Origin of the sequence: Ohtaekwangia koreensis (genome assembly GCF_900167975.1) — a bacterium.
GTDB lineage: Bacteria > Bacteroidota > Bacteroidia > Cytophagales > Cyclobacteriaceae > Ohtaekwangia > Ohtaekwangia koreensis.
The window spans coordinates 2,924,666-2,941,434 of record NZ_FUZU01000001.1 but is presented as its reverse complement, the minus strand read 5'-3'; the positions used below and the strand labels follow the sequence as shown (position 1 = coordinate 2,941,434).

Genomic DNA, 16,769 nt, shown 5'->3' with positions numbered 1-16,769 from the left:
ATCCTTGACAAACAGAAATCACTGGCTAATCATCGTTTAAACAAACGAAGTTTAAACCGGTAACACCGATGCTATACGTTGCTTGCCGACACGAAACAAATGTATCAGCAAACATCAGCCGTTCAGGGGGGCAATCCATGAAATCAGGAGGGTCATATAGATTTATTTCAAACGATTGATTAAGTGAATTCAATCGTTAACATTGAATTTATGGCAGTATAACAAATGTAGCAACAACGAGATGGAGCGTACTGCGATAAGCGGTTACTGCATTGATTACCGTCTGTAGTAAATCCATATCCATACACCCAAGGTGTAAAGCCCTGACAAACCTGAGCCTTGTTGATGACAATCCTCAGTAATCCGGGGTCCGCATCTATATATCTTTGAGAAAACCACTCACGATGCAGGTATTGATATATAGTTCTCTTCCCTATGAAAGACCATTCCTGGAGAAGGAAGCGGGGCAACATGGGATTACCCATACGGATCAGCGCCTTAGTCTTCAGAGCGTATACCTTGCCAAAGGTTTTGAAGCGATCTCTATCTTTACTGCGGATGATGCAAGCGGTGTTGTATTAGATGAATTGTCGAAAATGGGTATACGGTATATAGCCCTACGTTCAGCCGGGTATGATCATGTCGATCTTGACAAAGCAAAAAAACTGGGTATACATATTGCCAACGTCCCCGATTATTCCCCCTATTCAGTAGCCGAACATGCTGCAACAATGCTGATGGCCTTCAACCGAAAAATAGCGCAGAGTCGTTTACTACTACAACTACAGGATTATCGACTCGATACACTCACAGGCTTTGACATTCACGGCAAAACCATCGGTATACTTGGGACTGGTAAAATCGGGATGGCTTTCGCCAGGATCATGCAGGGTTTCGGAGGCCATGTTTTCGCATGTGATCCTGTCCAGAATCCGAAAGCCTCTTCTTTGCAGATTACATATATACCATTCGATGAACTGTTGCTGCAGAGCGATATCATTTCCATACATTGTCCACTCCATGAGCACACAAAACATCTTTTTTCTTACGATGCGTTTAGCAAGATGAAGCCGGATAGTATACTGATCAATACTGCCCGGGGCGGCATTGTCCATACCGAGGCGCTGCTCCATGCACTTGAAAATAACCATATCGGTGGCGCATGTCTGGATGTATACGAACTTGAAAAAAATATATTCTTCCAAGACCTACGGGACAAAACTATAAACGATACTATGTATGCCCGGTTGTTATCAAACAAGAAAGTGTTGATAACCGGACATCAGGGATTTCTCACCAAAGAGGCACTGACGGGAATTGCACATACGACCTTTCAAAATATAGCATCGTGGGAAGGTGGTGCAGCTGCCGTTCATGAACTGTCGATATCCTAACGCAGCGGCTATATACCTTCAAACAGCGTAAAGCTTTCCTGGTATTTAGGCTTGATAACATTCCACTCGAATTCCTTTCCAATAGCGTTGCCATAATTTGTCAGGCCGGGATCTTCACCATGAACTGTAAATGTTATTTTAGGTTTTGTGGTAAAGTTCTTCATCCAGCGAAACAACTCATCACGATCAGCATGCCCGGATAATGACTTCACATTTTCAACCTTGCAGTTCACCGGCACCTCTGTACCGAAAATACGTATGGATGGCTTCTTGTCCACCAGGTCACGGCCGCGCGTACCGACTGCCTGGTATCCCGAGATCAGCACAGTATCCTGCTCGCGTGGAAGGCGATGGTATAAATGATGCAGAATGCGTCCACCGGCCATCATGCCGCTGGAGGAAATGATGATCGCATTGGTTTTAACTTCATTCAGCGTTTTGGAGTGCTGAACGGTTTTTACAAAGACGATCATGTTTGTTTCCAGATTTCCCGCCAGTTCGGATAAGGAGAAATTTACTTTATGATAATCTCGAAAGGTAGTATATAAGGATGTAGCGGAGATCGCCATGGGACTGTCAATATATACCGGCACATCGGGAATCTTATCTTCACGCATCAGTTTACACAGATAGTATAGCAGCAGTTGTGTACGCCCCACGGCAAAGGCTGGTATCAATACAATACCTTTGCGTTGAAATGTTTCATTTACAATACGCTCAAGATCAGCCTGCGGATCATATGCCGCGCTGACTTTATCACCATAGGTAGATTCAATAAATAAAATATCAGTTTGTTCAACGGCCGTTGGCGCATGCAGGATCGGGTCATGATAGCGTCCCAGGTCGCCTGAGAAAACTATTTTTTTATTCTGCCGATCGCCATGAACAAAGAGCTCGGTTATAGCAGACCCTAACAAATGGCCTGCATCCCGAAAAATTATATCGGCGCAGGCATCCATCTTAATCGTTTCATTATAGTCGTATGCCTTTACAAGCGGAAAGACATGCTCAACATCCTGTGATGTATAGAGTGGCTTAGGCTCGGTATGCTTGGAATAGCCTTTGCGTGCAGCATAACTGGCTTCTTCCTCCTGTAGCTTGGCAGAGTCCATCAACATAATTTTCATGAGCTCCGCTGTCGGGGCCGTGCAATATATAGATCCCGAAAATCCCTCGCGCACAAGACGAGGTAAATATCCGGTGTGATCAATGTGTGCGTGACTGATCACCACGGCATGGATAGTTGAAGGGTCTACAGGAAACTCGTCCCAGTTCTTTAGTCGTAATTCCTTAAGTCCCTGGAAGAGGCCGCAGTCAAACAGCATTCTGAAACCACCTATATCCAGAAGGTAACGTGAACCCGTTACCGTACCTGCCCCACCCAGAAATTTCACCTGTACGTTCATATACTATATTTTTTTAAAAGTGCGTTTGGTTACTTCAAATAACGCTGATCAAAGTCAGTAATACGAACGTTTTTTATCAGCAGAAATGCACAACAAGGTATTCAATAATTACTTATCAACTTGTATTAATTCAGTTACCGAGATTTTCCCTGCTTTATGGTTGTCCAACCCGGGTTTTACTCTGAATGTAGAAACTTTCGTGGTCAACTTTAACATCTTTTGGTTTAATGTTTTCCAATTTCAGTTCAGCCCATTCTGTGGTTGGATAAATCAATGTATATATACCTTTGACTATAATTTTTGCAGGCATGTTGAATTTTGCCACATCCACATGCCATCTGTATTTTACTGTAGTTACAGCGCCTTGACGACTGATCAGCAATTGCAATTCAGGAGGAGATGCCTTGGTGAGATATTGCTCAAAAAAATAGTGATAGTCCGTTTTTGTTTTGCCACTGATGTATTGAACCAGATCCTGAGTAGTAATGGTTTGGTATGCGAAGTCATGTTGAATACTGCGCAGAAGTCCGAACCAAACTGAGTCGTTGGCGATCGTGTTTCGAAGCGTATGTACGATCAAAGCACCTTTCGAGTATACATCACCAAGGCGAAAATCATTTACGCCATACCTACCGATGATGGCTTCTCTATTTGCAGGACGCTGCTCTCTCAAATACCCTGATGCTGCTGTTGAACCTTTCAGTTGCTCATAGGCTAACACTTCTCCATAGGTAGCAAAAGCTTCATGTATCCAAAGGTCTGCCATGTCTTTGACCGTTATACTATTTCCCCACCACTCGTGTGCGGTCTCATGCCACATCGTTCGCACCAGATCAAGCGAATCATATTGATCACTATTGAAGGGACTAAAAATAGATCCAAAGCTCACAGCCCCCTGGTGCTCCATGGGATAAATGGATTCCATTACGGTAAACCCATCGCGCCAAAAGGGATACTTTCCAAAACATTTCTCAAATACCGACAACATGGGCCTGGCTTGTTTAAAAATCTTTTTGGCTATAGCTACATCATAGTTCATGCAGTAATAGTTCACATGCAGGGTATCGCTACCGGAGATATATAGATCTTTAAATCGTTTATAGTTTCCGATGTTGATCACCACACAATAGGTTGTGATCGGGTAACTCACATACCATTCAAAGCGCGTAAGGTTATCGGACAATTCTGTTTTGTGAATAAGCCTTCCGTTGGATATATCTGTAAGACCGCGTGGAACTGTAACGCTGATCTTCATGCTATCCGGTTTATCCGAAAGATGATCTTTACACGGCCACCACAAACTCGCCCCAGACCCTTGCGTTACGCTTTCAATCCAGTACTCTCCTTCTTTGTCTTGCAGCCAAAATATACCACCTGCTAAACTCGAAGGCTCCGGAGTTTGCGGTGTCCCTGAATATAGTATAGTAATCTCTTCGGTGATTCCTGCGTCCAGATTTTCAGGAAACTCAATGAACACTGCATTGAATTCACGGTGGTAACGAAGCGAAGTATTATGATAGAGAATCTTTTCTATTTGCATGTTGGCAAACAGATCCACCTGCATTCGATTAAAAGAGTTCACAACCTTAAATCGAATCTTGTTTGCTCCGCGAATTATTTTTCGATCCGGAATGACCGTTACATCCAAATCATAAAACAATACATCATAGCATGTACGCAAAGCAGTAAGAGCACCCCGAAGTGTATCTGCCCGCGTAAAGCCATTGGGCCTGCTAAATCCATAGATTACCTTCGAAGTGTTTGACGGATCGTCTTGTGTTCTTAAGAAAATTACACTTCCTGTTCTGGAATATTGGACGGATGTAATTTTACCCGCTGCATCCGGAATGAATTCATATACCAGCCTCACATTTCCATCTTCGGCTACAAACCGATTGCCCGACTCATGATGGATTGATATCTTCCCTTCGTTTGTTCCCTGAATGGTGAGTTGATGGTTCTTTAATCTAACCTGAACGCTTCGGTACCGATTGGTGCTCAACTGATAATTGCCTATATACTTTGAGAACCTCTCCGTTGACGCCTCTGAAAGGCTGTCTGCAAAAGCTGCTGCCGTTCGAACAAATGTTAACTTTGGAATGGGCTGTATCCATTTAAATTGCCCGACATTTCCCGCGCTGTCCCTGACAAATTCAATGAGTGCTTTTGGTCTTACCTTGTTAGCCCTGAAGCGGTCCTTGCCGATCCGGGTCATTCCTATTTGCCCCTGACCGACAACGTGCAATACAAGGTCGTCTTTTTCTTTTTGAATAATGAAACGGGAAACGGGTTCGATCCTGGTATAGTACGTTCCCACGTAAAGATCCAGTTCGTCAGATTTGTTACCGGTCTTGTTTTGACCGATGGCATTGTTCGATAAAAGGGTGACCAGAAAAAATAGAATGCAGAGGTGTTTCATATCTGTGATTTTGTTTTCAAATCACTGCGAATCCACCGTTAAAATCTATTCAATTCCTGATTTGACTTGTAGTCAACTTATTTTGATACATGTTATGCAGAGACAGCGTTGCGCTGCAGGTACTCGCTGGGCGTAATGCCCACTATATTTTTGAATGCCCTCTGAAAGGTAGGTTGTGAATTGAAGCCGCATTCAAAGGCCAGTGCGGTAAGGGTATACTTTTTATTGTCAGCTTTTAGCAGGCGTTGTTTGAATTCTTCGACCCGATAGTGATTAACAAATTCATTGAAGCTCTTGCCTGCATTTTGATTGATGACGGCCGAAAGTGTTTTTGCAGATATACCCAGGTGAATGGCCAGTTTTGTTACCGACAATTCAGCATCGAGAAAAAGTTTATCGGCTTCCATCGATGTCTGCAGCTTCATCATGATCTGTTCAACGGTTTCCTTCTGCAGGTTCAATTTTGGCCCCACTGATTTGCGCAAAGAGTTGCTCATCTCTTTTCGGCCGAGCATTACCCCACGGATGCCCAGCCAGTAAATGATCATGACCAACGGTATATATAGCGGAAACCAATCAAGCCAGTCAAGAAGTATAACGCTGGTGGCAGGAATCACATACGGTATAAGAAATGCCAGCCAGATAACATCAAAGACCAGGAAAACAGAAATGAATTCCTTTAGCCAATCCCGATTGTTCAACTCTTCTGTTACAGCAGGTTCTCTCTGTTGGCCATGTACCAACCGAAAGGAAAGCACCAGGTAAATTGTTAACGAAATCCACCGTGGTATATCTGAGTAAGTGTTGTAGGAATCAAACCAGTTGTTAAAATTATCTCTATATGAATCAGCCCAGCCCAGCAGCAGTGCAACCAAAAAAACTACTGCGGCAGCGTGATGGAATAAGTCAATGATGAGCGGGTAAAAATGAAAGCGATCCTTACGTCCGACTTTAAAATCACGCGTTAATTCTGCCTTGCAATAGAAGTAAATCAGCGGCCCTACCGGCATGATGATCATGAACGGAAAGATTGCATCAATAAGGGATCCTGCTGTTGTGGAGGTAAGCCCAATGTTATTAAGGTATATCTTCAGACAAGCCATGGCAATGATTATCAGTAGCCAGGCAAGGAGTTTACTGGCGGCTCTACCTTTGGCGGTGATATGAACAAGTGTACCGATGATAAACCCTTGCAAAGAACCAAGCAAGACTATAGAATTGAGGAAGGAAAAAACATGCCCATTCATACTAACCTATTGAAATTGTTGCCGCATTGAGATCAATGAAAGGTAATTCTTTATCATATATTCTAAAACCTTGCCAGCATATTTAGGCTGTAGCTGTCAGGGACATCCTTCGAAGGATAAAAGAGAGCGTTACAATACGAGGGCACAAGCAAACACGCTATATATAGCGGTTCAAACCACCAACAAAAAAAAGTAGACAGCCATTGCTGGCTGCCTACTTTATATGTTTTGTAATAAACTTAGTTCAGTACTGTAACATTGACGGCATTCATACCTTTTTTGCCTTTTTCTTCTTCGTATTCAACCTGATCGTTTTCACGGATCTGATCTACAAGACCTGAAGAGTGTACAAAAATGTCTGTGGTTGAATTGTCTGGAGTAATGAATCCAAAACCTTTGGTTTCATTAAAAAACTTAACTTTTCCTTGCATTGTATTATGTATTAAAATTAAAAAAAATCATGATTGAGGATGTTTTGCGCGTCAGTTCTAAATCCAAGCACAAAGGCAACCTATAGATTATCCCAAATATGTTTTCAGGGTTCTGCTTCTTGAAGAATGACGTAGTCTGCGTGTAGCCTTTTCCTTAATCTGCCGGACTCTCTCTCTCGTCAGGCTATACAGTTCACCGATCTCTTCGAGAGTCATTGAGCTGTTATTGTTAAGTCCAAAGTATAAACCTATAACATCAGCCTCCCGTGCAGTCAACGTTGCTAATGCACGTTGTACTTCAACCGAAAGTGAATTTGATATCAATGCAGAGTCAGGCTTCGATTCATTCACGTCCGAGAGAACATCAATCAAACTATTATCTTCTCCATTTACAAACGGAGCATCCATCGATACGTGACGGCCGGCAACTTTAAGATTGTCGCGCACATCTTCAACGGTAACACCCATAATTTCAGCGATCTCATCAGCTGAAGGCTCGCGTTGAAACTTCTGTTCTAGCTCGGCAAATGTCTTGTTGATCTTATTTAGAGAACCGACGCGGTTTAAAGGCAATCGCACGATGCGTGACTGTTCTGCCAGTGCCTGCATGATTGATTGACGAATCCACCAAACGGCATAGGAGATAAATTTAAAACCTCGCTTCTCATCAAATCGTTTAGCAGCTTTGATCAGCCCTAGGTTTCCCTCATTAATAAGGTCACCCAGCGTTAGTCCATTATTTTGATACTGCTTGGCTACTGATACAACGAACCGCAAATTTGCCTTTGTCAATTTCTCCAAGGCAACCTGATCTCCTTCCCGGATCCGTTTTGCCAGCTCCACTTCAACTTCGGCCGTAATCAAATCCACCTTTCCAATTTCCGTTAAGTACTTGTCCAAAGACTGACTTTCTCTGTTGGTAATCTGCTTACTGATCTTTAGTTGGCGCATGTAGTAAATTAAAGTGAAGACTAAGTAAAAGACTCCCTTATCAAAGCAGTAATTGCCTCGAGTAGTAAGCCTGCGATAATTATTCTGAGTTACTATTTCGATCCGGAAAGTGGATCTACAGAACATTATAAATTAAGGATGTGTACAATAAAAAGCCCTGAGAATAGGAAGTATTGAAGACATTTCTTAAATGCCATGTAATATACCACTTATATCACGCTAATCCTAATATTAAGTTGAAGCATACTAAAAACCTCTCCGCGAGCAAAGCATAAAGAGATGTGAAAACACACTGACATTATGTATAACTATATATTTACGCATTGCGCTTTCTGGCCTTATTCGATCAAGGCTTACTGATTTTTTCGTTTTACTTCCAAAGCCCACTTTTCAAGTATATTCACTACGACTTCAAGCTTAATAGGCTTGCTGATATAGTCATCCATGCCAGCGCGCAGGCATTCTTCACGATCACCTTGCATAGCATTGGCAGTCATGGCTATAATCACAGGTCGTTCATCTTCTTTCGCGCGTATTCTCCGGGTAGCTTCCAGTCCATCCATCTCAGGCATTTGTACATCCATCAAGATTATTTCGTAATGCTGGATGGCTAATCTTTCAAGTACTTCCACACCATTTTGAGCCGTGTCAATTTCTTTATACCCTAACTTGTTAAGAACTCGTATCGCGAGCTTCTGATTTACCGGATTATCTTCAGCGATAAGAATCCGCAGCGGATATTTCTCTGCAAACTCTTCCGACAATACTTGCTGTGCATGCTGAACTTCCGCTGTGAGAAGCGTTCCATTGGGTCTGAGTGCTGACTGGATAACCCTGCACAACTGCTGTTGCTTTACCGGCTTGTTGAGTACAGAGGTGAACAAATCAGGATATTTTTTCTTACTCTCATCTCCCACCGAGCTCAACAAGACTATAGGTAGTCGCGGATGTTTTGCTTTGATGCGTTGAGACAACTGTACACCATCCATATCCGGCATTTGCATATCAGTAATTACCAGATCAAACCCTTCGTGATGGGTGAGTATATCCAGTGCCTGCTTGGCTGAAATCGCCAGTGTAGGCGATAGCCTCCATAGTTCAAGCTGGGTTCGCAGTATCGTAAGGTTTGTTGCGTTGTCATCGACCAGCAGAACTTTTTTGCCATCGTTTCCCACAGTGTTGCAATGCACGTATTGACGAATGGATTCCTGACTTGCTTTACTCTTGATGGTAAAACTAAATATAGTACCAACACCCTCATGACTTTCAACTGTAATGGTACCCCCCATTAACTCGACCAGCCGCTGACTGATCACCAGGCCTAACCCGGTGCCACCGTATCTACGCGTAGTAGAAGAATCTACCTGAGAGAAAGCTTTGAACAGCCGGGAAATTTTATCCTGCGCTATACCTATACCGGTATCCCTTATCTGAAAGGCAAGCAGGAGCTGATCGTTGTTGGACTCCAGTAAATCTACCCCCACAAAAATTTCTCCTTTGTGAGTAAACTTCATAGCGTTGCTAATCAGGTTTAGTAGTATTTGTCGTAGCCGGTGACTATCCCCTATAATCTGCGCGGGTATTTGATAATCGATTTGATAAACCAGGTCCAATCCTTTTTGAGATGCTTTGGTGGAGAACACATCCATTACTTCTTCCAGGCATTGGCGCATATCGAAACCGTTGTAATCGAGTTCAAGATTTCCGGATTCAATTTTAGAGAAGTCAAGGATGTCGTTGATGACGGTGAGCAAGGCATCACCACTGCTGCGAATTGTATCGGTATACTCTTGCTGTTCGGCAGTAAGCGGTGTTTCTGCTAACAACGATGCCATTCCCAGTACACCATTCATAGGCGTTCGTATTTCATGACTCATGGTGGCCAGAAAAATACTCTTGGCCTGATTTGCACGTTCAGCATCCTGCCGGGCTCGCTCGGCTTCCTCTCTTGCTTTTTCAGCGTCTTGACGTTTCGCTATATTTTCTTCTTTTTGTTGCTTTAGTTCGTCATTGACTACACCCAGGAAATCGGTTTGTGCCTGCAATTGTTCGTTGAGCGCCTGTAGGTTTTGAGCCTGAACTTCCAACGCTTCCTTCTGGGATACAACCTCTGCTGTTTGCTGGCGAACCTGTTCTTCAAGTTCTGCCTTCTGTCTTTTGACAGCGTTAACTCTGCCCTTGAAGAAAGTATATACCGACCCGATAACAATACATGCTATCATGGTTTGAAACCACCAGGTTTTCCAGTACGGCGGTGTAATGATGAGCGCGATGGAAGCACCTTGCTCATTCCAGACACCATCATCATTACTTGCCTTTACGCGGAATATATACTCTCCGGGATCCAGGTTTGTATAGGTTGCCGTGCGCTTGGTATCAACGTAATTCCAATCTTTGTCAAAGCCTTCCATTTTATAGGCGTATGCACATTTCTCAGGGTAAGCATAATTTAAAGCGGTATATTCGAATGTGAATACAGACTGGTTATAACGCAGTGTAATTTCTTTACTCTCATGAATAGCTTGTTTTAATACAAGTCCTTGCTGAGCGGAAGCGTTTACCTCTACAGGTTTATTAAACAACTGAAATCCTGTGATCATTACCTTGGGTGGCTGCAGGTTCTGCTTGATCTGCTCTGGACGAAAGAGTGTGACGCCTTCTGTTCCTGCAAAAGCCATTAAGCCGAGAGTCTTATCATACAAAAAAGAACTTGAATTAAACTTTCCGTTCTGCAGCCCGTCTGAGCCATCATAGTTATAAAATTTTTTCTCACGCCCATCCCATTTGGACACTCCACTGTTGGTACTCATCCAAAGGTTCCCTTCCTTGTCTTCAAGCAAAGCATACACTGTACTGCCACCCAATCCTTCTTTCTCTGTGAACCGCTCCAGCGTTTGTCGCTCCAGATCATAGATAGCTAAACCTGTGCCTTCAGTTCCTATCCATAGTTTTCCCTGACGATCCAGATGAAGCGCATATACTATATTACTGGGGAGTGCATTTTCATCTTCCGGGCGATTTAAATATCGTTGAAGTTTTTCCTTCTTCGGATCAAGATATTGAAGCCCTTCGCCATGGCAGCCAATCCATAGTCCTCCATGTTTATCTTCAATAATGGCTCGTACACTCCCTCTGCTGGTCTCGGTATATTTAGAGGCGTAATGCGTGAACTTGCCGGTTTGTTTATTAAGTAAATTTAAACCTCCCCCATTGCTGCCTACCCATATATTGTGTTTGGAATCTTCGAAGATCACGCGCAAATCATTATCCGCCAGGCTTGATGAATCGGCAGGATTATGTGCGTAATTAAAGAACGAATCTGTTTTTTCATCATAGAGAAATAAGCCTTGTGCATAGGTGCCAAACCAAAGTGTATTACTATGATCCCGGTAGGCGCATAGAATAGCATTATTGGTTAAGCTTCCTTTTTTACCATCGGCATAGTAGTGCCTGAGCAGTTGACCACGACTACTATATTTATAAATGCCGTCTCCGTCTGATCCAAGCCAGAGATTACCTTCCTTGTCGGTGCACATTCCCCAGAAGCGCAAATAAACTCCTTCGTATTCTCCGGTTTGCTTCCGCTCGATGCGTGTAAATTTTTCAGATATACCACTGATCATTTGGACACCATCCCCGTTGGTTCCCAGCCACAGGTTATGATCCCGATCTTCATATATAGCATGGATGGTGTGCCTATAAATCCTATATTCTTCTTCACCTGACTGGTGTTCAACGGTGAGGCTACTGGTCGATTGACCGTCAAAGTCATGCAAAGAAATCCGGTGCAGGCCTTTATCTTCTACTGCAATCCAGAGGTTATGCCTGCTGTCCTGACCAAGCGCCCGGATGATGTTACCTCGCAGGGCGCTATTGTTTTTATTGAGTACTTGAAAGCTTTGTTGTTTCCGATTGAAGAAAACCAGTCCTTCTGAAGTGCCTATCCAAAGATTGCCCAGGTGATCAGGACTAAAGCATCTGATGTGAGGAGAAGGCAATAAATCCTTGCGGGAGAGCTCCTCTATTTTCTGAGTTACTATACCATCCTTTGTCTTGAATACAATCAATCCACCTCCCAGCGTACCCACCCATAGCAAACCCTGGTGATCTTCATAAAGGAGCACTACTTCCGAATGGGACAGCCCTGGTAAATTGTTGTGAGAATACTGAATAAACTTTTTGTTGCTCCGGTCATAGTAAGTAAAACCGTCTGCAGCAGAAGCGATCCATAAATTCCCGGTAGGGCTTCCTGTGATAAAGACTACATTATCGCCAACAAGTGAATTTTTATCTTCCGGGTTATGATGATAGTGGGTAAACCGTTCTGTTTTTGAATCAAAGCGATTGAGTCCTTTGGGAGAGGAAGTCCATAAGGTGCCGTCCGAATCGGTAAAGACCCATTGAATATAATTATGAGATATACTATAGGGATTATCCGGATCGTTTTTAAATACCTTAAAGGAATTACCATCGAAGCGTGCCAGTCCATCCTCGGCAGCAAACCACATGAGCCCATCTTTGTCCTGCGTAATGCAATCGAGCACCTTGAGAGGAAAGCCATTCTTTGTAGTATATTTTCTTACTTTACTTTTAGGCTCCTCCAATAAGTTCTTAAATTCAAAAGCAGAATTCTGTGCATCGAGTCCTTGCACGGCCAATATCGAAACCAACAGAAATAGAAAATATTTTTTCATTCATCTAGTTTTCAATCCTTCACTATCGCATGAAAATGTAACCAGTATACGATTAACTAATTCATTGTTATCACATCTGTTTCAAACTTTTGCCCATGATATATTTAGCAGTTTGAACGCTTACTGAATCCGTTTGAAAATACAAAAAAGTAGCTGGACTTCGAGTGAGCTACTCAAGAATTATGACGGCAATGAAGACCAATGCTAGGTGTAACTGACAAGAATTTTACAACCTTCTCGCGGGGCAACTTCCTAAACGAAAGGTCTTGCTGAACTATAGCAACCAAGTATACGGTGGTATATGCAGGTACAACAGAACAATACAGCGTTACTTAAAGACAAGCTATATACTTAGCATTTACTATATATAGGATTAGATGAGAATTGAAAACTCTTTTATGCCGGAACGCTGAGAAGTAAATTTATAAAATTGAATTATCTTTTCTCTTTGATGATAATCTCCAACCAGATCCGGGTACCAGGACTCATTTTGGAAATATAGGGGCATAAAAAAAGACCGCCTTAATTGGCGGTCCATTTTAAATATTTAGCCTGAAAAATCAGATTAGTCCAGTATGGTAACGTTGATGGCGTTCATTCCTTTTTTGCCTCTTTCTTCTTCATATTCGACTTTATCGCGTTCGCGAATGTCATCGATAGTTCCAGATATGTGTACGAAAATATCTGCGCCTGGGTGTGATGGTGTGATGAATCCAAAACCTTTCGATTCATTAAAAAACTTAACTGTTCCTTGCATTATGTATTATATTAAATTAAAGATTCTAAAAATTAGACCACAATAAGACTATCCTCATTGTGAAGCTACGTAGTGCACTTTTAAATCAGAATGGTGAGAACAACAGGAACTGAATAGCAGGAACTCGCTGAAGACACATTTTCTTAAATGCTCCGCAATATACGAAAATATATTTAAAAATCATGATAACTTTTTATAATGTACGCAAAAAGCTTCCATAAGACCGCAGCGCGCCTCAGGTACAACGCTATATATACCGGTGTTTTACTTGGACAGGTTCATGCCTTCAACCATTTTCATGGCATCCGAAAAAGTGGCGACTGTAACTTTATCCTGGTTTTCCTTCAGGTATTTTAAAAGTTGTAAATGCGCCTCATTCGAAATTCGAAACAACGACCCTTCGATGCCGTGAAATTGAAATATACCGAGCCCTCCTGCTTTTATAGCCTCATCAACATAAGCAATCAACTGGCTTCCTGTAGTGCCTTCCATAACATGCCAACTGGGTACTTTCATCTTATCCAGGCCACTGAAGTCCGTAACAATGCTGGTGTTATCGCCACCCGCCCTGGCGTATGAGATAAACCCGAAGGTACGCAGGCGTTCAGAGTAATCTTTTTTCTGAACTTCAAAATTGTTGCATGGATATGCAAAACTTCTTTTAGCACGTTTGCCCTCAAGCTGATCGATATAAAGATGCGCCGTCTGTACTTCGTTTAACAACTGCTCAAGTGTGTAGGCCTCGATGGCTATATCCTTTTGCCACCCGAGTTTTTGCGGGCAAGGATGAAACAAAGTGTGATTGCCTAATTCATGACCGCGGCTTGAAGCCTGCTTCCATTTAAGCAATATATCGGACCCTTTTCCAATAACATCGGTTGAGCCTGGAATGGAGTTTAGAAAAAATGTACCCTTCATTCCAAAGGAGTCCAACTGAGGAATTGCATTTTCTAACTGTGAGTTCAGGGCATCGTCATACGTAAGGCATATAATTGCTTTTCTTTTTGTTCTTGCCGGTTGCCCTTGCGCAGTAACAGTCGATGTATAAAAGAAAACAAGAACGCTGATAACACAGAACTTCAATATTGACATCATAAAAGATTAAGCTTTAGAATGATATAGTAAAGTATATGAAAGTATCAATTTAACTACTTTAAACTTTTGTAAAAAATGATCTTACGGTATATACACGTTCACCCCTTGGCATAAAGCCGTATTTTGCTTTCATTTTTTTCTTGCACCGCTATATATACGCTTGCTATTAATTACGTGATATTCAATTTGTAATCCAGATGATCCACACCTAAATATAGCCTGAATTGATAATACTAATGTATCACTGACCTCGTTTCATCGGCAAATCTGCATTTCCTCATTTCGACTACAAAAGTCCTGATTTCGGCTACAGGTCCAACGTAATAACCTTTCACATTTGTGGTGTTATCACAAAAAAATATAGAATGATGTCATATCAAAATGAAACACACAAAGTATGGTTTATCACGGGAGCTTCCCGCGGTTTTGGACGTGTCTGGACAGAGGCTGCACTCAAGCGTGGCGACAAGGTCGTTGCTACAGCGCGTACATTGGCTAGTATCTCCGATCTCAAAGACAAGTATGGTGAACTTGTTTTGCCCCTTGAACTTGATGTCACCAAACCAGACCAGGTGAAGGCCACCGTGGAGCAGGGACATGCGCATTTCGGAAGGCTCGATATCGTCCTTAACAATGCCGGCTATGCATTGGTTGGCACCATAGAAGAGGCCGGTGCTGATGATGTTAAAGCCATGTATGAAACAAATGTTTTCGGTGCGCTGTCTGTCATCCAGGCCGCATTGCCTCTGCTTAGAAAGCAGGGCGGTGGACACATACTGGGGACCTCCAGTAATCTCGGTCATGTAACCTTACCGGTGATTGGCTACTATTGCTCTTCAAAATGGGCATTCGAAGCTATTCATGAAAGCCTGGCAGCAGAAGTTAAAGCGTTTGGAATCAAGGTCACCATCATTGAACCTGGAGCCTATGCCACGGAGTTCGGAAGCCCGGAATCTTTGAAGTCTTCAACAAGCCTTGATATATATACTGATTTTAAAGCAAAATTTTTCGAGGGTTTAAAAACTATGGAACGTGGTGATCCCAGCGCCACTCCGGAGGCCCTCTTTAAGATCGTTGATGCCGAGCATCCTCCATTGAGATTCTTTTTAGGCAGCCAATGTTTGCCATGGGTGCGTACCGCCTACCAAGAGAGGCTGGCCGTCTGGGAAGCATGGGCGTCTGTGTCTGATGCAGCGCAGGGCAATCCAAAGTAAACTATAGTGACGATAGAATAAGACGCATATAAGAACCCTTGATAAAGGAAGAATGATAACCGATATTTAAAATCGTATCGGTTATCGTTTTAACGTGCAGCAGATGAAAAAAGAAGAAAATATCCCGCACAAGTTTGAGTCTTTGTCAGATGCTTACCAGGCTTTCGGCTTGTCTAAACCTAAGCATCCGCTCATCGGTATAATTAATGGTTTGAATGATCAAGTTCAATTTGACGGACTTCCCCAGCAACATGTATTGGGGTTTTATAAAATTTCTTACAAACCAAAACTTAGTGGCAAAGTAAAGTATGGCCAGAGCTATTATGATTTTGATGAAGGCGGATTATTGTTTGCTTCTCCCGGCCAGATTATTGGCAGGTTTGATAACGAACCCGCCGTATGCTCTGAATATACGTTGCTCATTCATCCCGATTTCTTTTTAGGTTATCCCCTGGCTAAAACCGTTAAGCAGTATGGCTTCTTCTCCTACTCCACCAATGAAGCACTACATCTTTCAGATGAAGAAAAAGCAACCGTTATTTCCATTTTTAAAATGATTGAAACGGAATTGAACAGCAGGATTGATGAGCTTAGCCAGACCGTTGTTGTCTCACAGATAGAGTTACTGCTAAACTACGCTGATCGATTTTATAAACGTCAGTTTATAACACGAAAAGCCGTAAGCAACAATCTTCTTCAAAAACTGGAAGACTTGTTTGACGATTACTTTAACAATGAAATATACTTAAGACAAGGGCTGCCTACCGTCGGGTACTTTGCAGAACATTTAAATCTTTCACCAAGCTATCTAAGCGATATGCTGCGGTCCCTCACCGGGCAAAATGCGCAGCAGCACATTCATGATAAACTTATCGAAAAGGCAAAAGAAAAGTTATCGACCACCAATCTTTCGGTAAGTGAAGTGGCTTTCGCCCTGGGCTTTGAACACTCGCAGTCTTTCAGCAAGCTCTTCAAATCGAAAACAAAGCTTTCACCCCTGGAATTTCGTCAATCGTTTAATTGAACGGAATGGCAGGGCTATAGATATACTACCATACACATTCCTTATTGTGCAGCCAATCTCTTTCCGAGTAAATAGCATTCGGTTCGATTCAGAAAAAGTTATATGCTATATATAGCATATAACTTTTTCTGTTTGCC

11 protein-coding genes are annotated in these 16,769 nt (G+C 42.5%); 3 read left to right on the top strand and 8 right to left on the bottom strand.

The annotated features are described in order from the left end of the window. Positions 1-386 precede the first annotated feature (386 nt). Positions 387-1,394, top strand: a complete 1,008-nt coding sequence (locus tag B5Y40_RS11615) for a 2-hydroxyacid dehydrogenase (RefSeq protein ID WP_221408905.1) — start codon at positions 387-389, stop codon at positions 1,392-1,394. A gap of 8 nt (positions 1,395-1,402) precedes the next feature. Here the strand turns inward: B5Y40_RS11615 and B5Y40_RS11610 are convergent, their stop codons facing one another. From B5Y40_RS11610 to B5Y40_RS11575, 8 genes are all read right to left on the bottom strand, one after another. Next, positions 1,403-2,800 (bottom strand): MBL fold metallo-hydrolase RNA specificity domain-containing protein, encoded by a 1,398-nt coding sequence (locus B5Y40_RS11610; protein WP_079686815.1) that lies wholly within the window; start codon positions 2,798-2,800, stop codon positions 1,403-1,405. Positions 2,801-2,954: 154 nt separating this feature from the next. After that, positions 2,955-5,219: a M1 family metallopeptidase gene (locus B5Y40_RS11605; protein ID WP_079686814.1), complete on the bottom strand. Its 2,265-nt coding sequence runs from the start codon at positions 5,217-5,219 to the stop codon at positions 2,955-2,957. Positions 5,220-5,311: 92 nt separating this feature from the next. Next, the gene (locus B5Y40_RS11600) at positions 5,312-6,466 is read right to left on the bottom strand and encodes a helix-turn-helix domain-containing protein (RefSeq protein WP_079686813.1); all 1,155 of its coding nucleotides are present in this window, start codon (positions 6,464-6,466) and stop codon (positions 5,312-5,314) included. 239 nt (positions 6,467-6,705) lie between these two features. Next, positions 6,706-6,897, bottom strand: a complete 192-nt coding sequence (locus tag B5Y40_RS11595) for a cold-shock protein (protein ID WP_079686812.1) — start codon at positions 6,895-6,897, stop codon at positions 6,706-6,708. An 87-nt stretch (positions 6,898-6,984) separates the two neighbouring features. Further along, positions 6,985-7,848: a sigma-70 family RNA polymerase sigma factor gene (locus tag B5Y40_RS11590; protein WP_079686811.1), complete on the bottom strand. Its 864-nt coding sequence runs from the start codon at positions 7,846-7,848 to the stop codon at positions 6,985-6,987. A 353-nt stretch (positions 7,849-8,201) separates the two neighbouring features. After that, a complete protein-coding gene (locus B5Y40_RS11585) occupies positions 8,202-12,542 on the bottom strand; it encodes a hybrid sensor histidine kinase/response regulator (RefSeq protein WP_079686810.1) in 4,341 nt (1,446 codons plus the stop codon). Positions 12,543-13,107: 565 nt separating this feature from the next. After that, complete coding sequence (locus B5Y40_RS11580) at positions 13,108-13,302, bottom strand: cold-shock protein (protein ID WP_079686809.1); 195 nt, start codon at positions 13,300-13,302, stop codon at positions 13,108-13,110. A gap of 261 nt (positions 13,303-13,563) precedes the next feature. Beyond that, positions 13,564-14,394: a polysaccharide deacetylase family protein gene (locus tag B5Y40_RS11575; RefSeq protein ID WP_079686808.1), complete on the bottom strand. Its 831-nt coding sequence runs from the start codon at positions 14,392-14,394 to the stop codon at positions 13,564-13,566. A 365-nt stretch (positions 14,395-14,759) separates the two neighbouring features. Between B5Y40_RS11575 and B5Y40_RS11570 the strand changes: the two genes are divergently transcribed. Together B5Y40_RS11570 and B5Y40_RS11565 are read left to right on the top strand one after the other, a co-directional pair. After that, positions 14,760-15,608 (top strand): SDR family NAD(P)-dependent oxidoreductase, encoded by an 849-nt coding sequence (locus B5Y40_RS11570; protein ID WP_079686807.1) that lies wholly within the window; start codon positions 14,760-14,762, stop codon positions 15,606-15,608. A 103-nt stretch (positions 15,609-15,711) separates the two neighbouring features. Continuing rightward, complete coding sequence (locus B5Y40_RS11565) at positions 15,712-16,632, top strand: helix-turn-helix domain-containing protein (protein WP_079686806.1); 921 nt, start codon at positions 15,712-15,714, stop codon at positions 16,630-16,632. Positions 16,633-16,769 lie beyond the last annotated feature (137 nt).